This window comes from Bradyrhizobium sp. LTSP857 (assembly GCF_000938285.1).
GTDB lineage: Bacteria > Pseudomonadota > Alphaproteobacteria > Rhizobiales > Xanthobacteraceae > Bradyrhizobium.
Map to the genome: position 1 here is coordinate 236,200 of NZ_JYMS01000027.1, position 18,616 is coordinate 254,815.

General features: G+C 63.3%; 14 protein-coding genes and 1 pseudogene. 6 read left to right on the plus strand and 9 right to left on the minus strand.

Annotated elements, in window-relative coordinates; translation table 11 throughout:
• The first annotated feature begins 2 nt into the window (after positions 1-2).
• Positions 3-784: pseudogene (locus UP06_RS18580) on the plus strand (2-keto-4-pentenoate hydratase).
• Between the two features lie 48 nt (positions 785-832).
• Here the strand turns inward: UP06_RS18580 and UP06_RS18585 are convergent.
• On the minus strand, positions 833-1,522 hold the full coding sequence (locus UP06_RS18585) for a YggS family pyridoxal phosphate-dependent enzyme (RefSeq protein WP_045004607.1): 690 nt from the start codon (positions 1,520-1,522) through the stop codon (positions 833-835).
• Positions 1,523-1,631: 109 nt separating this feature from the next.
• Here UP06_RS18585 and UP06_RS18590 point away from each other — a divergent pair, with 109 nt between their 5' ends.
• Complete coding sequence (locus UP06_RS18590) at positions 1,632-3,329, plus strand: diguanylate cyclase domain-containing protein (RefSeq protein ID WP_045004609.1); 1,698 nt, start codon at positions 1,632-1,634, stop codon at positions 3,327-3,329.
• A gap of 3 nt (positions 3,330-3,332) precedes the next feature.
• Here the strand turns inward: UP06_RS18590 and UP06_RS18595 are convergent, their stop codons facing one another.
• The gene (locus tag UP06_RS18595) at positions 3,333-4,379 is read right to left on the minus strand and encodes a GGDEF domain-containing protein (protein WP_197087323.1); all 1,047 of its coding nucleotides are present in this window, start codon (positions 4,377-4,379) and stop codon (positions 3,333-3,335) included.
• Positions 4,380-4,577: 198 nt separating this feature from the next.
• Here UP06_RS18595 and leuS point away from each other — a divergent pair, with 198 nt between their 5' ends.
• From leuS to holA, 3 genes are read left to right on the plus strand one after another with little or no spacing between them, the layout of a single operon-like run.
• Positions 4,578-7,202: a leucine--tRNA ligase gene (leuS, locus tag UP06_RS18600; RefSeq protein WP_045004611.1), complete on the plus strand. Its 2,625-nt coding sequence runs from the start codon at positions 4,578-4,580 to the stop codon at positions 7,200-7,202.
• A complete protein-coding gene (lptE, locus tag UP06_RS18605; RefSeq protein ID WP_045004613.1) occupies positions 7,189-7,740 on the plus strand; it encodes an LPS assembly lipoprotein LptE in 552 nt (183 codons plus the stop codon). Before leuS ends, lptE begins: the two co-directional genes overlap by 14 nt.
• Before the next feature lie 29 nt (positions 7,741-7,769).
• Entirely contained in the window at positions 7,770-8,798 is a 1,029-nt protein-coding gene (gene holA / locus UP06_RS18610) for a DNA polymerase III subunit delta (RefSeq protein ID WP_045004615.1), read from the plus strand.
• Between the two features lie 160 nt (positions 8,799-8,958).
• On the opposite strand, the gene UP06_RS18615 is transcribed toward holA, so the two are convergent.
• The 7 genes from UP06_RS18615 to hemJ all read right to left on the minus strand — a co-directional run bounded on the left by UP06_RS18615 (position 8,959) and on the right by hemJ (position 17,316).
• Positions 8,959-9,843: a ParB/RepB/Spo0J family partition protein gene (locus UP06_RS18615; RefSeq protein WP_045004617.1), complete on the minus strand. Its 885-nt coding sequence runs from the start codon at positions 9,841-9,843 to the stop codon at positions 8,959-8,961.
• Positions 9,844-9,999: 156 nt separating this feature from the next.
• Positions 10,000-10,854: a ParA family protein gene (locus tag UP06_RS18620; protein WP_045004619.1), complete on the minus strand. Its 855-nt coding sequence runs from the start codon at positions 10,852-10,854 to the stop codon at positions 10,000-10,002.
• Positions 10,855-10,883: 29 nt separating this feature from the next.
• Positions 10,884-11,525, minus strand: a complete 642-nt coding sequence (rsmG, locus tag UP06_RS18625; RefSeq protein WP_156163081.1) for a 16S rRNA (guanine(527)-N(7))-methyltransferase RsmG — start codon at positions 11,523-11,525, stop codon at positions 10,884-10,886.
• 75 nt (positions 11,526-11,600) lie between these two features.
• Positions 11,601-13,481 carry a tRNA uridine-5-carboxymethylaminomethyl(34) synthesis enzyme MnmG gene (mnmG, locus tag UP06_RS18630; protein ID WP_045004621.1) on the minus strand — a complete coding sequence of 627 codons (1,881 nt, stop codon included), beginning with the start codon at positions 13,479-13,481 and terminating at the stop codon, positions 11,601-11,603.
• A 243-nt stretch (positions 13,482-13,724) separates the two neighbouring features.
• Positions 13,725-15,056, minus strand: a complete 1,332-nt coding sequence (gene mnmE, locus UP06_RS18635) for a tRNA uridine-5-carboxymethylaminomethyl(34) synthesis GTPase MnmE (RefSeq protein WP_045004623.1) — start codon at positions 15,054-15,056, stop codon at positions 13,725-13,727.
• A gap of 312 nt (positions 15,057-15,368) precedes the next feature.
• On the minus strand, positions 15,369-16,634 hold the full coding sequence (rho, locus tag UP06_RS18640) for a transcription termination factor Rho (RefSeq protein ID WP_045004625.1): 1,266 nt from the start codon (positions 16,632-16,634) through the stop codon (positions 15,369-15,371).
• Between the two features lie 247 nt (positions 16,635-16,881).
• Positions 16,882-17,316, minus strand: a complete 435-nt coding sequence (gene hemJ / locus UP06_RS18645; RefSeq protein WP_045004627.1) for a protoporphyrinogen oxidase HemJ — start codon at positions 17,314-17,316, stop codon at positions 16,882-16,884.
• Between the two features lie 459 nt (positions 17,317-17,775).
• Here hemJ and UP06_RS18650 point away from each other — a divergent pair, with 459 nt between their 5' ends.
• On the plus strand, positions 17,776-18,615 hold the full coding sequence (locus UP06_RS18650; RefSeq protein ID WP_045004629.1) for a pyruvate, water dikinase regulatory protein: 840 nt from the start codon (positions 17,776-17,778) through the stop codon (positions 18,613-18,615).
• Position 18,616: the final 1 nt, after the last annotated feature.

Sequence of the window (18,616 nt, forward strand, 5' to 3'; positions counted from 1 at the left end):
ATATGCTCGACAAGGATCAGATCGCCGCCGCATCGCGAATCCTCGCTCAACATTGGCGCGACGGCACCAAGCTTGATGCGCTCGAGACACGCTTGCGGCCGCAGACCCGCGCCGAGGGCTACGCCGTCCAGGCTGCGCTCAGCGGAAAAGTGTTTGGTTGGAAGATCGCGGCGACGAGCGAGGCTGGCCAGAAGCACATCAATGTCGCGGGCCCAATGGCCGGAAGGATTCTCAGCGACACCGTCATTGCCGATGGCGGCACCGCGTCGATGAAGGGCAATGCGATGCGCGTCGGCGAACCGGAATTCTGCTTCCGCATGGGCCGCGATCTGGCGCCGCGGCCGGCGCCTTACAGCGTCGATGAAGTGCTCGCGGCCGTCGACACATTGCATCCCGCGATCGAGATTCCCGATTCCCGATTCGCGCTTTGCCGATTTCGCCAGCGCCGGCGAAGCCCAGCTCATTGCCGACCATGCCTGCGCACATCTGTTCGTATTGGGGGGCGCCGACGACAGCCAATTGGCGCGCGATGGACCTCGTCGAAGAACGGCCAGAGATCACGCTGCGTGGCCAGCGCTATATCGGCCACGGCAAGAACGTGCTCGGCGATCCCCGTGTTGCGTTGACCTGGCTCGCCAATGAATTGCGCGGGCTCGGCATTCCGTTGCGGGCAGGGGAGGTGGTGACAACAGGCACATGCCATCCGCCGCTGCCGATTGAGGCGGGCGATCAGTTTGCGGTGGATTTTGGGGCGCTGGGGAAGGTGTCGGTGAGGTTCGAATAGACACCTCACACACCAGTGTCGTCCCGGCGAAGGCCGGGACGACAACAACTACCGATGCCCGAAAATCGCACTCCCCACGCGTACATGCGTGGCGCCGAGCATGATGGCGGTCGCATAGTCCGCGCTCATGCCCATCGACAGGTTCTGCAAGCCGTTGCGCGCGGCGATCTTGGTGGTCAGCGCGAAATGCGCGGCCGGAGGCTCGTCGACCGGCGGGATGCACATGAGGCCGGAGATCGTCAGCCCATAGGTGCCGCGGCAGCTCGCGAGGAAGGCGTCGGCCTCACCCGGCGCGATGCCGGCCTTCTGCGGCTCCTCGCCGGTATTGATCTGGACGAAGAGCTGCGGGTGCTTTTTCTGGGATTCGATTTCTTTGGCTAACGCCTGGCAAATGCTCGGACGGTCAACCGAGTGGATGGCATCGAACAGCGCCACCGCCTCTTTCGCCTTGTTGGATTGCAGCGGCCCGATCAGATGCAGCGCGATATCCGGGTAAGCAGTCGTTAACTCCGGCCACTTGCCTTTGGCCTCCTGCACGCGATTCTCGCCGAATACGCGCTGTCCGGCGCCGATTACCGGGATAATTGCATCCGACGCAAAGGTCTTGGACACCGCGATCAACGTCACCGCGCTCCGTTCACGGCGCGCATCCTTGCAGGCGCGCGCAATTTCCGCTTCGACCGCGGCAAGCGCGTTTGGTGAATGGCCGGTTACCGGCGCAGCGTTGGCTTCTGTCATGACGTCGATCGACTCGCGGGAGTAACGGAAGTAGTTCCAATTTTACCGAGTTCAAGAAAGGGTTTTTGAACCCTTCGCTTTACCTTGCCAATTGGGGTGGGTAGCGAAGATGGCGAACGTCAGTTTCAACCGCAAACGCGTAAAACTCAAGCAGGTCCTCGGAATCCGGGCGCGGCTTGCTTTGCTCGCGGTGATTCTTGTAGCCCCCTTGATGCTCGAGCGCATCCGCTCGCTCGAAGACACCCGTACCAAGCAGATTGCACAGGCCACGGCCGAATTCACCACCGTTGCAAGGCACAGCGCCGATGCGCAGCGCGAAGTCATCTCGTCGGTCGAGACCATCCTGAAATCCGAGGCCTTCATCCGCGCTTCTGCCGGCGGCGTCAGCAAGAGCTGCGACGTGCTGCGCGCGAGCCTGCCGACGAGCCTTCCCTGGATCCGCACGCTGCTGATCGCCAGTCAGGAAGGCCGCATCCAGTGCGCGACTAACAACATGTATGTGGGTCTCGACCTCAGCGACCGGCCCTACTTCCAGCAGGCGCAGGAGACCGGCCGCTTCGTGCTGTCCGACTTCATCCTGTCGCGCCCCGTGCAGACGCCGACCGTCATGGCGGTGTATCCGGTCTCCGCCTTCAGCGGCGTTGCCGATGCCGTCGTGCTTGCGACCGTCAATCTCGACTGGATGTCGAAGGTCATGAATAATCTCGGCGGCCGCGCCGGCATCACGGCGGTGCTGGTCGACAGCGCCGGCACCGTGCTGGCTGCGCCCGCCGACCAGCATAGCGCGGTCGGACGCCCGCTCGACAACATGCCGCTGATGTCGGCGATTGCCGACATGGCGCTGCGGTCCGACCAGGATGAAGGCTCGCTGTCGTTCCTCGCCGCCGATGGCTCACGGCGCGCAGTCAGCTATACCCGCATCGCCGGCACCAATGCCCGCCTGATCGCCAGCATCGACGAGGACAAGGTGTCCGCGGCGGTCAGCCGCGACATCCGCACCGCCTATCTCCAGTTGGCCTTCGTCGTCGTGTTCGTGCTGTTCGGCGCGCTGATCGCTGCCGAGAAGCTCGTGATCAAGCCGATCGAGATGCTGGCGGACATGGCCAAGCGTCTCGGCGAAGGCGATTTGTCGGCGCGCGCAGCGCGCAATCGCCTGCCGTCCGAATTCGTGCCGCTGGCGCGCGCCTTCAACGGGATGGCCGCCCAGCTCAGCCAGCGCGAGCGCCAGCTGATCGAGAGCAACGACCGCCTGACGGTGATGGCCTCGATTGACATGCTGTCGGGGCTCGCCAACCGCCGCGGTTTCCAGAGCCGCCTCGACTTCGAATGGATGCGTGCCCAGCAATATGGCAGCGAGCTCGCGCTGCTGATGATCGACGTCGACCATTTCAAGCTGTTCAACGACACCTACGGCCATCTCGAAGGCGATTCCTGCCTGACCCGGCTCGGAGAGTCGCTGTCCGGCATCGCCGCCGACACCATGGGCTTTGCCGCGCGCTATGGCGGCGAGGAGTTCTGCCTGCTGCTGCCGAACACCGACGTGATGCGCGCGGTCGAGATCGGCGAGCTGGTGCGCGCAGCCGTGCTCAAGCTCTGCCTGCCGCACATCACATCCGCCCACATGATCGTCACCGTCTCGATCGGCGTTGCCGCGACGCGGCCGAACGAGACCTTGCGTCCGGGCGATCTGATCGAGGCCGCTGACGCCGCGCTCTACGCAGCAAAGCACCGCGGCCGCAACAATGTCGTCGAGCACGGCATTTTGCGGATCGAGGGCACCACGGCCGAAATCGCGATGGCAGGCTAGCGGCTAACCCGCGGCCCAGGCGCGATCGAGCTCGGTCTCCGTCACCACCCGATTGCGGCCCCCGCCCTTGGCAAGATAGAGCGCGCGGTCGCAGCGCTCGACCAGATCGGCGATCGTCTCGCCCGCCCGATATTGAGCCACACCGATCGACACCGTGATGTTGGGCAAGACCTCGCCGGTCGAGCGGCGCGTGATCTTGCACTCCCCGATCGCACGCCTGATGCGCTCGGCAATCTCTGTGCAAGCCGCAAGATCGGCATCCGGCAGCACCGCGATCAGCTCCTCGCCGCCATAGCGGGCCGAAAGATCCTGCTCGCGCACCTTTTCACGCAACACCTTTGCGATTAGGCGCAGCACCTGGTCGCCCACGCCGTGGCCGAAATTGTCGTTGAAGGTCTTGAAGTGGTCGATGTCGAGCAAGAGCACGCTGAGCGGCTCGCCCCAATCCGCCGTCGTCTGCGCCTTGCGCAGGAATTCATCCAGCGCTCGCCGGTTCGCCAGACCGGTCAGCGTATCGGTGCGGGCGCGCTGCTCGGATTTGGTCAGCGAATCGCGGATCACGTCGAGCTCGCGGGTCTTTTCCGCAAAGCCCGCTTCCAGCCGGGTTGCCCTTGTGGCCGCACGCGCCAGCTCATTCATGAGCTGCGCTACCAGCGCCTTCGGATCGACGCCGGCCTGGCCCTGATCGGCGACCTCGCTGATCGCCTGGATCTGGGAATGATTGTCGGCGATCGCGGTCGCCAAAAACTCCTTCGCCGCGCCCATCAACCCATGCAGCCGCTCGGAGGTCTCGGAGGCGACGGCGCCCGCACTGGGCGCGACATAGGTCACGAACAGGTCCTGATTGATCCCCGCGTCAAAGGGGCGGTTGTGGTCGATCAAGAGATCGATGGCGTTGCGCAGATCGTCATTGCTGCCTGCGAAATAATGGAACCAGACCGCGAAATTGTTCGGCGTCGGCGGAATCCGCTGCTCGGCCATGCCGCGCATCGCCCTTTCGGCGACGGAGGCGGCATAGTCGTGGTCGAGATCGTCGAGGCTGGCGTCCATCGCAGACATTGGGGGGTTTTATCTGGTTGCACCCTCGCATCGAGCCCTTAATCGTACCCAAATAGCGACCTCAGTAGTTATGCGGGGGGCGCGGCGTTGCAGACCCGTCCCCACGGCAACCCATTGACCCCTTGAGGACTTCTATGGCCTAGTCCGGCCTCTTTGGACGGCCCGAACTCACGAAAACCCAACGATTCCATGACCTCCGAACGCTACAACGCCCGCGATGCCGAACCGCGCTGGCAACGCCAATGGGACGAACAGGCGATCTTCGTCTCCAAGAACGACGATTCGCGGCCAAAATACTATGTGCTGGAGATGTTCCCCTACCCGTCTGGGCGCATCCATATCGGCCATGTCCGCAATTACACGCTCGGCGACGTGCTGGCCCGCTTCATGCGCGCCAAGGGCTTCAACGTGCTGCACCCGATGGGTTGGGACGCCTTCGGCCTGCCGGCTGAGAACGCCGCGATCGAGCGCAAGGTCGCGCCAAAAGCCTGGACCTACGACAACATCGCCGCGATGAAGAAGCAGCTCCGTTCGATCGGGCTGTCGCTGGACTGGTCACGCGAATTCGCGACCTGCGACCCCAGCTACTACAAGCACCAGCAGAAGATGTTCCTGGACATGCTCGCCGCGGGCCTCGCCGAGCGCGAGAAGCGCAAGCTGAACTGGGATCCGGTCGACATGACCGTGCTCGCCAACGAGCAGGTGATTGACGGCCGCGGCTGGCGCTCGGGTGCCGTTGTCGAACAACGCGAAATGAGCCAGTGGGTCTTCAAGATCACGAAGTACTCGCAGGAGCTGCTGTCGGCGCTGGATGGGCTCGACCGCTGGCCCGACAAGGTCCGGCTGATGCAGCGCAACTGGATCGGCCGCTCCGAAGGCCTGCTGGTCCGCTTCGCGCTGGATCCGGCGACGACGCCTGCCGGCGAGAGCGAGCTGAAGATTTTCACGACGCGCCCCGACACGCTGTTCGGCGCGAAATTCATGGCGATCTCGTCGGATCATCCGCTGGCTCAGGCTGCGGCCGCGAAGAACCCGAAGCTTGCGCAGTTCATCGCCGACATCAAGAAGATCGGCACGGCGCAGGAGATCATCGACACCGCGGAGAAGCAGGGTTTTGATACCGGCATCCGCGCCGTGCATCCGTTCGATCCGTCCTGGAAGCTGCCGGTCTATGTCGCCAACTTCGTGCTGATGGAATACGGCACCGGCGCGATCTTCGGCTGCCCTGCGCATGACCAGCGCGACCTCGACTTCGTCAACAAGTACAGCCTCGGTGTCACGCCGGTGGTGTGCCCCGAAGGCCAGGATCCCAAGACGTTCGTCATATCGGACACCGCCTATGACGGTGACGGCCGCATGATCAATTCGCGCTTCCTCGACGGCATGACGATTGATCAGGCCAAGGACGAGGTCGCAAAACGGCTTGAAAACGAGCTGCGCGGCAACGCGCCGGTCGGCGAGCGTCAGGTCAATTTCCGCCTGCGTGACTGGGGCATTTCGCGCCAGCGCTATTGGGGCTGCCCGATTCCGGTGATCCACTGTCCGAAGTGCGACGTGGTGCCGGTGCCGGATGCCGATCTGCCGGTGGTGCTGCCGGAGGACGTGAGCTTCGACAAGCCGGGCAACGCGCTCGATCATCATCCGACCTGGAAGCACGTCACTTGCCCGCAATGCGGCGGCAAAGCTAGCCGCGAAACCGACACCATGGACACCTTCGTGGATTCGTCCTGGTACTTTGCGCGCTTCACCGATCCGTGGAACGAGAACGCGCCGACCACGCCCGCCGTCGCCAACCGGATGCTGCCGGTCGACCAATATATCGGCGGCGTCGAGCACGCGATCCTGCATCTGCTCTACAGCCGCTTCTTCACCCGGGCGATGAAGGCGACCGGCCATATCGCGCTGGACGAGCCGTTCGCCGGCATGTTCACGCAGGGCATGGTGGTGCACGAGACCTACCAGAAGGCCGACGGCACCTATGTGCAGCCGGCCGAGGTGAAGATCGAAGTCGGCGGCAACGGCCGGCGCGCTGTTCTGATGGCGACCGGCGAGGACATCACCGTCGGTCCGATCGAGAAGATGTCGAAGTCGAAGAAGAACACGGTCGACCCCGACGACATCATCGAAACCTACGGCGCCGACGTCGCGCGCTGGTTCATGCTGTCGGACTCCCCGCCCGACCGCGACGTGATCTGGAGCGACGAGCGCGTCCAGGGCGCCTCGCGCTTTGTACAACGGCTGTGGCGGCTGGTGAACGATTCCGCGGAACTCGGCAAGGACGCGTCGGCGGCCCGACCGGCCAACTTCGGTTCGGATGCGACCGCCTTGCGCAAGGCCGCCCATGGCGCGCTGGACAAGGTCACGACCGGCATCGAGCGGCTGCACTTCAATGTCTGCCTCGCCCATATCCGCGAATTCGCCAACACGTTTTCGGAGGTGCTCCAGCGCCCCGGCCAGCCTGCTCCCGACTTGACCTGGGCGATCCGGGAGGCCGGCCAGATCCTGGTCCAGCTGTTCTCCCCGATGATGCCGCATCTGGCCGAGGAATGCTGGCAGGTTCTGGGGCACACCGGGCTGGTTTCGGAGGCCAATTGGCCCCAAATCGAACGCGATTTGCTGGTTGAAGACGCTGTGACCCTGGTGGTCCAGGTCAACGGCAAGAAGCGGGGTGAGGTCACGGTTGCAACAGCGGCCCAAAATCCGGAAATCGAGGCTGCCGTTTTGGCGCTCGATGCGGTAAAACTGGCGCTGGACGGCAAGCCCGTCCGCAAGGTGATCATCGTCCCCAAGAGGATCGTGAATGTTGTCGGCTAGGATCCGCATCGCAGCCCGCTTGCTGGCAGTCGTCGCATTGGCGGCGCTGACGGCCGGCTGCTTCCAGCCGATGTATGCCGAGCATACCGACGGCACCCCCGGCCTGCGCGAGAAGCTGATGGGGGTCGACCTCCCGCCGATCAGCAAGGCCAACGCATCGCGCGAGGCCCGGGTCGGCGTAGAAGTCCGCAACGCCCTCGCCTTCAAGCTTTACGGCTCGGCCACGGGCATGCCGCCGACCCACCGCCTGGATATCCGCTTTTCCTCCAGCAAGTCGTCGCTGATCGTCGATCCCAATACCGGCCTGCCGAACAGTGAGAACTACGGCATCGATTGCCAGTACAATCTGACCGAGGTCGCGACCGGCAAGTCGGTCATGACCGGCACCACGTTCTCGCGCGTGTCCTATGATATGCCCGGCTCCTACCAGCGCTTCGCCCGCAACCGCGCGGTGCGTGACGCCGAGGATCGTGCCGCCAACGAGATCGCCGAGAACATCAACACCCGGCTCGCCGCATTCTTCACCGCAGGCACGTGAGCTTGCCTCCTGTCCTGACGATCTAGGTCATGGTTGCGCTGCGCGGAAAAGAGATCGACGCGTTCCTCGCCCGCCCCGACGTGGGCCGTCCGATCATCCTGCTCTACGGTCCTGATGCCGGCCTCGTGCGCGAACGCGCCGACGCACTGATCGCGTCAGCCGTCGACGATCTCAACGATCCCTTCTCGCTGGTCAAGCTTGACGGCGACGAGCTGTCGGCCGAGCCGTCGCGCTTGGTCGACGAGGCCATGACCGTGCCGCTGTTCGGCGGACGGCGCGCCATCCGCATCCGCGCCGGCTCGCGCAGCTTCGCCAGCGGCGTCGACACGCTGGCGGAGATGGGCGTGAAAGATTGTCGCATCGTAATCGAGGCCGGCGAGCTGCGTGCCGAGTCGCCGCTGCGCAAGGCCTGCGAGCGCGCCAAAACTGCGGTGGCGATCGGCTGCTATCCCGACACGGAGCGCGATCTCGCCAAGCTGATGGACGACGAGCTCCGCATCGCAAACTTGCGCATCGCGCAGGACGCTCGCGCCGCGCTGATGTCGTTCCTCGGCGGCGACCGCCAGGCCTCGCGCAATGAGCTGCGCAAGCTCACGCTCTATGCCCATGGCAAGGGCGAGATCACGCTGGATGACGTGATGGCCGTTGTTGCCGATGCCTCCGAGCTGAAACTCGATCCGATCGTCGACGGCGCCTTCGCCGGCCGGCCCGACATCGTCGAGACCGAGTTCGCAAAGGCCATGATCGCCGGCACCTATCCCGGCGTGATCATCTCCGCGGCACAGCGCCAGGCCGCGTGGCTGCACAAATCCGCGCTCGCGATTGCCGACGGCACGCCGGCCTCCGCCGTGCTCGACGGCGGATTTCCGCGGCTGCATTTTTCGCGAAAGCCCGCGGTCGAAACCGCGCTACGCAATTTCAGCGTGGCACGGCTTGCAGGAATCATCGAGCAGCTCGCGACCGCCGCGCTCGACACCCGCAAGCAGTCCACGCTCGCCGCCGCCATCGCCCAGCGCACGCTGATGGCGATCGCCGCGAATGCGAAGCGGCGGGGGTGAACGGCACTCTCCCCAATATCGTCCCGGCGAAGGCCGGGACCCATAACCACAGGGAGAAGTTTGGCGAAGACTCGTGGTTCGGCACTGCTGCCTTCCGCAATCGACGGATCACGCGGTATGGGTCCCGGCCTTCGCCGGGACGACACCGAGGGTGGCGGGGCTAGACCGCGCCCTTCGCGAGCCGCTTCATCACCTCGTCGAGCTGATCGAGATTGCGGTAGTTGATCTGCACCGAGCCGCCGGGATCGCGATGGCTGACCGTGACCTTGAGACCGAGCGCATCGCTGACGCGCTTTTCCAGGTCGATCGTATCAGGGTCCTTTTCCTTGGCCCCAGCGCGCACCTTTTGCGGCTTGCGCTCCGGCACGCCCTCTTCATGCGCAAGCGCCTCAGTCTGGCGGACGTTGAGGCCCTCTTCGACGATGCGCTTGGCAGCCGCCAGCGGATCGGGCACGCCGATCAGCGCGCGGGCGTGGCCCGCCGTCAGCTTGCCATCTGCGATGAAGGCCTGCACCTCGGCCGGCAGTTTCGTCAGCCGCATCATGTTGGCGATGTGGCTGCGGCTCTTGCCGACGACTTTTGCGATCTCGTCCTGGCTGCGTTTGAACTCGTTGGCGAGCGCGTGATAGCCCTGCGCCTCTTCCATCGGGTTGAGGTCCTCGCGCTGCACGTTCTCGACGATCGCGAATTCCAGCGCATCGCTGTCGCTGATGTCGACGGGGACGATCGGCACTTCGTGCAGGCCGGCCATTTGCGAAGCGCGCCAGCGCCGTTCGCCGGCGATGATCTCAAAGCGATCCTGCGCGCCCTTCACGGGGCGCACCACGATTGGCTGGATCACGCCGTGCTGCTTGATCGAATCGCTGAGCTCCTTGAGCTCGGTCTCCGAAAAGGTGCGGCGCGGATTGCGCGGATTGGGCTTGATGAATTCGATCGGCACCTTGCGCTGCGCGCGCGGGCGGTCGACATGCTGTGCCTCGCCGCCGACGTCACCGATCAGACTCGCAAGACCCCGGCCCAGTCGCGAACGCGCTTCGTCGGCCATCGCCAGCTCCCTTGGATTCACGGTGCAACACTCCAGAACTGAATTTCGAATTGTAGTAACTTGTAGGATGGGTAGAGCGAAGCGAAACCCATCGCTGCTTGCACGTAGGGTGATGGGTTTCGCTTCGCTCTACCCATCCTACGGATCAACGTCGCTTCAATGCGTGACGCGCAGCTCGCGCTCGCGCTGGATCACTTCGGTGGCGAGCCGCAAGTACGCTTCGCTGCCAACGCATTTGAGATCGTAGACCAGCACCGGCTTGCCGTAGGACGGCGCCTCCGAGATGCGCACGTTGCGCGGGATCATGGTCTTGTAGACCTTCTCGCCCATGAACTGCCGGACGTCGGCAACGACCTGGTTCGAGAGGTTGTTGCGCGAGTCGAACATGGTGAGCACGATGCCGTGGATCGACAGGTTCGGATTGAGCGTCGAGCGCACCTGCTCCACCGTCTGAAGCAGCTGCGACAAACCTTCGAGCGCGAAGAACTCGCATTGCAGCGGCACCAGGATCGCGTCGGACGCGGCCATCGCGTTCACCGTCAGCAGGTTGAGCGAAGGCGGGCAGTCGATCAGCACATAGGTGTAGTCGGCATCCGGCGAGACGTTGTTGTTGAGCGAAGAGATCGCGTCACGCAGCTTGAAGGCGCGGCCGGGCGTGGTGCCGAGCTCGAGCTCGAGGCCGGAGAGATCCATGGTCGAGGGCGCAATGTGCAGCCGCGGCACCGCGGTGGACACCACTGCTTCGCGCAAACTCGCCTCGCCGATCAGCACGTCATAGGTCGAGCAGGAGCGGTTGCGGCGATCGATGCCGAGGCCGGTCGAGGCGTTGCCCTGCGGATCGAGATCGACGATCAGGACACGCTCGCCAATCGCGGCGAGCGCCGTGCCGAGGTTGATCGCTGTGGTTGTCTTTCCCACACCGCCCTTCTGATTCGCCAGCGCCAGGATCCGCGGGTGCCCTTGCGGGACCACGGCCGTCTGCTCTTGCTGCGGTTCGTCAATCACGGTCATCGCAATTCCCCACTCAACCCCTGAACGTGTCAGCCGCGCCGTTCGGCGGTATCAAGCTCCACGATCCAGCCATCGCCCGTTCGACTCTGGTGGAGCTGAGGCTGAATATTCCAATATTTAGCGGCTTCGGTCAATTCAGCCTCTACATCTTGACCCTTGAGAAATAACGCCTTTGCGCCTTGGCGCATCAGCGGCTCCGCAAAGCCGATGAGTCGGTGTAGCGGAGCCAGTGCGCGTGCGGTGACGCAATCGACGGGGCCGGTGATTCTATCCACATTATCCCCGATCTCAGCGAGATGTACGACTCCCGGAGATATGGTGACGCGGATCGCTTCGCGCAGAAACGCGGCCTTCTTGGCGATCCGCTCGACGAGATGGATGCTGGAGCCCGGCGTCCCGGCCAGGACGCAGGCCAGGACGACGCCGGGAAAGCCGCCGCCGCTGCCGAGATCGGCCCAGCGTTTTACGGACGGCGCGAGATCCACGAGCTGAAGCGAGTCGGCAATGTGCCGGGTCCAGAGGTGCGGCAGGGTCGACGGCGCGACCAGGTTGGTCTTGGCTTGCCACTCCCGCAGCAGCGCGATGTAGCGATCGAGCCGGTCTTCGGTTTCACGTGAAACGGGGGCGAGCTTGAGCGCCGCTTCCTTGTCGGCGGCGATGACGGAGTCCAGCGATCTATCGTTCGCGCTGGCTTTGTCGATCTTCTGGCCGGTCGGGGTCGGCCCGTGTTGTTTCACGTGAAACGCCTATGCGATTGCTTTGGAAGTCTTTCGCGCTTCGCGGCGAAGATAGGCCGCGAGGATGCCGAGCGCTGCCGGCGTCATGCCATCGATGCGGCCGGCCTGGCCGACGGTGAACGGCCGTGCCCTCTCCAGCTTGGCGCGGACCTCATTGGAGAGACCGGGGACCAGCTTGTAGTCGACATCCGATAGCACCAGCCCCTCGTCCCGCCGGAAAGCTTCGACATCTGCGCTCTGGCGCTCGAGATAGACATCGTATTTGGCGTCGATCTCGAGATGGGTGGCAATCACGGGATCAATGGCCGATAGCTCCGGCCAGATGCTGCGGACCTGGCTCCAGCCGACGTCCGGATAGGCCATCAGCTCGAAGGCCGATCGGCGCTGGCCGTCGCGGTTCAGGGTCAGCCCGTGCTTGATGGCCTCGTTCGGGGTGATCGTCAGCGACTTCGACAGCGTGCGGGCCGCAGTCAGAGCGTCCATCTTGGCGCGATGATGCTGGGTCCGGGCACTGCCGACACATCCGAGCGCAATCCCCTTCTCGGTCAGGCGCTGGTCGGCGTTGTCGGCCCGCAGCGTCAGCCGGTATTCGGCTCGCGAGGTAAACATCCGATAGGGCTCGCTGATCCCGCGGGTGACGAGGTCGTCGATCATCACCCCGAGATAGCCATCTGCCCGATCGAACACGGTCAGCACTGCCCCACTCGCAGACAGCGCCGCATTCAGGCCGGCGACGATGCCCTGGCCCGCGGCTTCCTCGTATCCGGTGGTGCCGTTGATCTGACCGGCCAGGAAGAGACCGCGCAGACGCTTGGTCTGGAGGGTCGGATCGAGCTCGCGGGGATCGATGTGGTCGTATTCGATGGCGTAGCCCGGCCGGACCATCGTCACTCGCTCCAAGCCAGGAATGGTGGCGAGGATTGCGAGCTGGACCTCTTCCGGCAGCGAGGTCGAGATCCCGTTGGGATAGACGGTGCTATCGTCGAGCCCTTCCGGCTCCAGGAAGATCTGGTGACCATCGCGATCGCCAAAGCGGACGATCTTGTCCTCGATCGAGGGGCAATAGCGCGGCCCCGAACTCTTGATCTGACCGGAGTACATCGGCGAACGATGGACATTGGCCCGGATCACCTCATGGGTGGCGGCCGTGGTCCGGGTGATGCCGCATTGGATCTGCGGCGTCGTAATCCGCTCGGTCATGACTGAGAACGGCTCGGGCGGCTCGTCTCCGGGCTGCATTTCGACGGCGGACCAGTCGATCGTGGTGCCATCGAGGCGCGGCGGCGTGCCAGTCTTCAGACGGCCCAGCGTGAAGCCTGCCCGCTCGAAGGAGCTCGAGAGGCCCATCGCTGGCGCCTCGCCGACCCGGCCGGCTGGCCAGTTCTTCTCACCGAGATGGATCAGACCGCGCAGGAAGGTGCCGGTGGTGACGACAATGGCCCCTGCTCCGAGCTCCCGGCCATCGGCCAGGCGCAGACTGGTCACCCGTCCCTCGACCACGATCAGCTCGTCGGCCTCGCCTTCGATGACAGAAAGTCCCTCGGTCTCCCGGATCGCGGTCTGCATCGCCGCGGCATAGAGCTTACGGTCAGCCTGGGCCCGCGGGCCGCGGACGGCGGGACCCTTGCGGCGATTGAGGACGCGAAACTGGATGCCGCCGGCGTCGGCCACCCGGCCCATCAGACCATCGAGCGCATCGACCTCGCGGACCAGATGGCCCTTGCCGAGACCACCGATGGCGGGGTTGCAGGACATGGCGCCGACGGTCGAGAAACGGTGTGTCACCAGAGCGGTCGTCGCGCCCATCCGGGCGGCCGCAGCCGCGGCTTCACAGCCGGCGTGGCCGCCGCCAATCACGATGACGTCGAAACTCTCTCGCTCTGTACGCATGGGCGGACTTCTATCCCAGAGCGGAAAAAGCCGGAAGCGGAAACTAGGGGAGTCGGTTGTTTCACGTGAAACAGGGCCCCGATCGACCCGGACCAATTTTCTCGAAAACAACCCCATGCACAGTAGAGCGGGGCTTGAAATCATTACGTTTCACGTGAAACAGTCGGAGCCAAATGCGGGTCTGTTTCACGTGAAACAACCAAACAGTGGAACAAGCGCTAGTTCTAGAATGTAGAACTAGCGCTACTTTCCGATACAGAATTTCTGGAAAATGGCCCCAAGGACGTCCTCGACGTCCACCCGGCCCAACAGCCGACCCAAGGCATAAGCGGCGGAGCGCAGCTCTTCGGCTGCCAGCTCCTCGCCCTCTTCTACAAGCTCCAGACTCCGGCGCAAGCTGTCAGACGCCCGACGCAGCAAATCGCGCTGGCGCGCCCGAGTGACCAAGGCGCCCTCGCTGGCTCCAAAGAATTCGGCCGCGAACTCGACCATGGCCCTGATCAGATCGGGTAACCCGTCGCCCCGGCTGGCCGAAATCGCGAAGGACTTGTCCGCGCCCGCCCCGACGACCGAGACGCCCTCCTCAAGATCGATCTTGTTACGGACCGTCCAGACCGGTGCGCTCCTGGATGCCTGCTCCTTCGCCGTCACCTCAGGACCCGTCAGCCAAAGCACCAGGTCCGCATCCGCCGCCCGCGCCTTGGCCCGGCGGACGCCCTCCTGCTCGACCGGATCCTCAGTCTCGCGAATGCCGGCGGTGTCGATCACCGTGACGGGATAGCCGTCGAGATCGAGCTGCACCTCGATCACGTCGCGCGTGGTGCCGGCATGCGGCGAGACGATCGCGACCTCACGGCGCGCGAGCTGGTTGATCAGCGTCGACTTGCCGACATTGGGTGGCCCGGCAATCGCAACCACAAGGCCATCGCGTAGACGTTCAGCTTGTCCCTGTGCCGCAAGCACTTCTGCGATTTCGTCATGCAGCGCCCTGATCGCCTTCACCGCCGGCGCCCTAAGCTCGGCCGGCACATCGCCCTCGTCGGAGAAATCGATGCCGGCCTCGATCAGCGCCGAGGCCTCGATGATGCGCTCGCGCCAATCGCGAGCGCGATCGCCGAGCAGGCCCTGCAACTGACGCAGCGCCTGACGGCGCTGGCGATCGGTGTCGGCGTGGATGAGATCGTCCAGGCCTTCGGCTTCCGTGAGGTCGAGCTTGCCGTTCTCGAAAGCGCGCCGCGTGAACTCGCCCGGCTCGGCCGCCCGCGCATTCGGAATGATGGAAATCGTAGCCAGAAGTGCGGCGAGCACCGCGCGACCACCATGAACGTGGAATTCGGCAACATCTTCCCCCGTCGCGCTGGCCGGGCCCGGAAACCAGAGCACGACCGCATCGTCGACCGGCTGACCGGCGCCGTCACGGAGCAGCCGGCGGCTGGCCTGCCTCGGCGCCGGCAGCTTTCCCGCCAGCGTCGTCAGCACCAGGCCGGCCTGCGGCCCAGAGACGCGCACGACCGCCAGCGCGCTCGGCGGACGACCGGACGACAGCGCAAAGATGGTCTGATCTCGCGGATGCATGGCCTATTTGTCCGGCTACCGCGGAAAAGGCAAACATCCGTTTTGACGAACAATCGACCTGGTTTTGCTGCGCATATCTCGCAGCAAAAGCCTATATTGCACTGCAATATAATTGCAGCATTTTGCTGCAACAGTTTCATCGCTCAAACTGAATGGATCTAATAGATCCAATTATTATTTATAAATATCAACGTCTTATGTCGAATTCGGATTAGTCGGCCAGCCGTTCGCCATGCTGCACATTCGGTGCAGCAAAGCCGCACAATAAAAAAGGCGCCCGAAGGCGCCCTTTAGGGTCGTGCTGCACTGCACTCAGGTGTTCATCGAGTCGAAGAACTCGGAATTGCTCTTCGTCGAGCGCAGCTTGTCGAGCAGGAAGTCGATCCCATCCATGGTGCCCATCGGGTTCAGGATGCGGCGGAGCACGTACATCTTCTTGAGGACCTGCGGATCGGTGATGAGCTCCTCCTTGCGGGTGCCGGAGCGCGAGATGTCGATCGCCGGGAAGGTACGCTTGTCCGAGACCTTGCGGTCGAGGATCAGTTCCGAGTTACCGGTGCCCTTGAACTCTTCGAAGATGACTTCGTCCATACGGCTGCCGGTATCGACCAGCGCAGTCGCGATGATCGTCAGCGAGCCGCCCTCCTCGATGTTGCGGGCGGCACCGAAGAAGCGCTTCGGGCGCTGGAGCGCGTTGGCGTCGACACCGCCGGTCAGCACCTTGCCGGATGACGGCACCACGGTGTTGTAGGCGCGGCCAAGGCGCGTGATCGAATCGAGCAGGATCACGACGTCGCGGCCATGCTCGACCAGACGTTTTGCTTTCTCGATCACCATCTCGGCGACCTGGACGTGGCGCACCGCCGGCTCGTCGAACGTCGAGGACACCACCTCGCCCTTCACCGAGCGCTGCATGTCCGTGACTTCTTCCGGACGTTCGTCGATCAGCAGCACGATCAGATAGCACTCGGGGTGATTGTGCGCGATTGAATGCGCGATGTTCTGCATCAGCACGGTTTTACCCGTGCGTGGCGGCGCAACGATCAGCGCGCGCTGGCCCTTGCCGATCGGCGCGACGATGTCGATCACCCTTGCAGAAAGGTCTTTTCGCGTCGGATCGTCGATTTCCATACGGAAACGCTGGTTCGGAAACAGCGGCGTGAGGTTGTCGAAATTGACCTTGTGCTTGGCCTTTTCCGGGTCCTCGAAATTGAGCGTGTTGACCTTCAGCAGCGCGAAATAGCGTTCGCCTTCTTTCGGGCTGCGAATATGGCCTTCGATGGTGTCGCCGGTGCGCAGGCCGAAACGGCGGATCTGCGAGGGCGAGACGTAGATGTCGTCCGGTCCCGGCAGATAATTGGCGTCCGGCGAGCGCAGAAAGCCGAAGCCGTCGGAGAGCACCTCGACGACGCCCTCGCCAACGATGTCGGTTTCAGCAATCGCGAGCTGCTTGAGGATGGCGAACAGCAGCTCCTGCTTGCGCATGGTGCTGGCATTCTCGACCCCATTCTCTTCCGCGAATGAGACGAGCTCGGCCGGCGTCTTCGACTTGAGGTCCTGGAGTTTAATTTCCCGCATTGGGGTGGTCCTGTGGGGTAACCTTGGGAGGGGGTGCGAGGAGGCTCTGAAATGCGGACGCGAGAAGGTAAGGTCCGCAGGTCTGGCAAGGAGAGCGCCGGTGAGGCTTCAAACCTGATGCGGTGTCCGGCCTCTGGAAAGCTCAGACACAACCACATCCGCCTGCGTTGGGTGGGATATCGCTAATATAGAAAATCGCGTCTCACTCCGCAAGCTGAAGCGCTGAGCGATCGTTCACAATCCTTGCCTAGAACGGCTTCACGATCACCATGATGACGATGAGAATCATCATCACGGTCGGCACCTCATTGATAATCCGATAGAATTTCTGGCTCCGCGGGCGCCGGTCGGCAGCGAAGTCCTTCACGCAGCGCGAAAAAAAGCCGTGGACCCCGGACATCGCCAGCACCAGTGCCAGTTTTACATGCAGCCAGCCGAAGGTGAACCAATGGCCGGACCAGGCGAGGTAGAGCCCGGCGAGCCATGTGACGCCCATAGCCGGGTTGATGATTGCCCTGAGCAGCCGGCGTTCCATGACCTTGAACGTTTCCGACTGCTTCGAACCGATGTCCGCGTCGCAGTGATAGACGAACAATCGCGGCAAATAGAGCATGCCGGCCATCCACGATATGACGGCGATCACGTGCAGCGCCTTGATCCAGAGATAGACGTCTTCAGACATGCCTGGCGTCCGAATTTGCGACCGGCCTTCCGGTGGCTGGGGATAGTAAGAACTCGTTAAGGTCTTCCAGTGCACACATATCCGCTTATTGGGCTCCCCTACACTTAAACCTTTTAGAATCTTAAGGTTTGAGTCTGTGTGACCGTGATTATGACTCATGCAATGTAGTCCGCCACCTCACGCGGGTTTGTTCACATCCATCAACATGTCCTGCAAAGGTCTCGCCTGACCGGATAAGTCATCCGGTCTCAAGGGCTTGCGTGCCGCTCTCGGCAGCTTATCAAGAGGGTTGTCAGCACGATTCCATTTTTCCGTTTGGCAGGCGCCGAACTTGTTCTGATGGGCAGGGGTGTGAACAAAATTCGCAGTTGTCCCGCCCCCGGTGTCGCACAACCCTTTCCGAGGGGTTAAGGTCCACAAAAATCCACAGACCACACCGTGTTCATACAAAGGGCTTTTGTGCCGACCTCGAACAATTACTTCCATCTGCACCTGGTCTCCGACTCCACCGGCGAGACGCTGATTACGGTGGCGCGCGCCGTTGCCGCGCAGTACGCGAATGTCACTCCGGTCGAGCATGTCTATCCGCTGGTGCGCAGCCAGAAGCAGCTTGATCGCGTGCTCGACGAGATCGAGGAAGCGCCGGGGATCGTGCTGTTCACGCTGCTGGAGAAGGATCTGGTCTCCAGGCTCGAGAATAAGTGCCAGGGGATCAATGTTCCGAGCCTGTCGATCATCGGGCCGGTGATGCAATTGTTTGAGGCGTATCTCGGGGCTGCGACGACCGGTCGGGTCGGTGCCCAGCACGTTCTCAACGCCGAATATTTCAAGCGCATCGACGCACTGAATTACACGATGATCCACGATGACGGTCAGCATGTCGAAGGACTTGAAGACGCCGACGTTGTGCTCGTCGGTGTCTCTCGCACCTCGAAGACGCCGACGTCGATCTATCTCGCCAACCGCGGCATCCGCACTGCCAATGTGCCGCTAGTGCCGGGCATTCCGGTTCCGGCGCAGTTGGAGACGCTGACCCGGCCTCTGGTCGTGAGCCTGCACGCGACGCCGGAACGCCTGATCCAGGTTCGTCAGAATCGCCTCCTATCCATGGGGGCCGACTCCAGCAGCGACACCTATACCGACAGACAAGCCGTCGCCGAGGAGGTCGCGTTCGCGCGCAAGCTGAGCGCCAAGCACGATTGGCCGCTGCTGGACGTCACGCGGCGCTCGATCGAGGAAACCGCCGCTGCGATCATGAAGCTCTACAGTGATCGCCAGCGTAACCGGCCGTCTGAATAGT

Bases quoted from the DNA above. Each gene is read 5' to 3' on its own strand.
- UP06_RS18585 (WP_045004607.1), bottom strand. From the start codon at position 1,522: ATGACAGAAGCCAACGCTGCGCCGGTAACCGGCCATTCACCAAACGCG.
- UP06_RS18590 (WP_045004609.1), top strand. From the start codon at position 1,632: ATGGCGAACGTCAGTTTCAACCGCAAACGCGTAAAACTCAAGCAGGTC.
- UP06_RS18595 (WP_197087323.1), bottom strand. From the start codon at position 4,379: ATGGACGCCAGCCTCGACGATCTCGACCACGACTATGCCGCCTCCGTC.
- leuS (WP_045004611.1), top strand. From the start codon at position 4,578: ATGACCTCCGAACGCTACAACGCCCGCGATGCCGAACCGCGCTGGCAA.
- lptE (WP_045004613.1), top strand. From the start codon at position 7,189: ATGTTGTCGGCTAGGATCCGCATCGCAGCCCGCTTGCTGGCAGTCGTC.
- holA (WP_045004615.1), top strand. From the start codon at position 7,770: ATGGTTGCGCTGCGCGGAAAAGAGATCGACGCGTTCCTCGCCCGCCCC.
- UP06_RS18615 (WP_045004617.1), bottom strand. From the start codon at position 9,843: ATGGCCGACGAAGCGCGTTCGCGACTGGGCCGGGGTCTTGCGAGTCTG.
- UP06_RS18620 (WP_045004619.1), bottom strand. From the start codon at position 10,854: ATGACCGTGATTGACGAACCGCAGCAAGAGCAGACGGCCGTGGTCCCG.
- mnmG (WP_045004621.1), bottom strand. From the start codon at position 13,481: ATGCGTACAGAGCGAGAGAGTTTCGACGTCATCGTGATTGGCGGCGGC.
- mnmE (WP_045004623.1), bottom strand. From the start codon at position 15,056: ATGCATCCGCGAGATCAGACCATCTTTGCGCTGTCGTCCGGTCGTCCG.
- rho (WP_045004625.1), bottom strand. From the start codon at position 16,634: ATGCGGGAAATTAAACTCCAGGACCTCAAGTCGAAGACGCCGGCCGAG.
- hemJ (WP_045004627.1), bottom strand. From the start codon at position 17,316: ATGTCTGAAGACGTCTATCTCTGGATCAAGGCGCTGCACGTGATCGCC.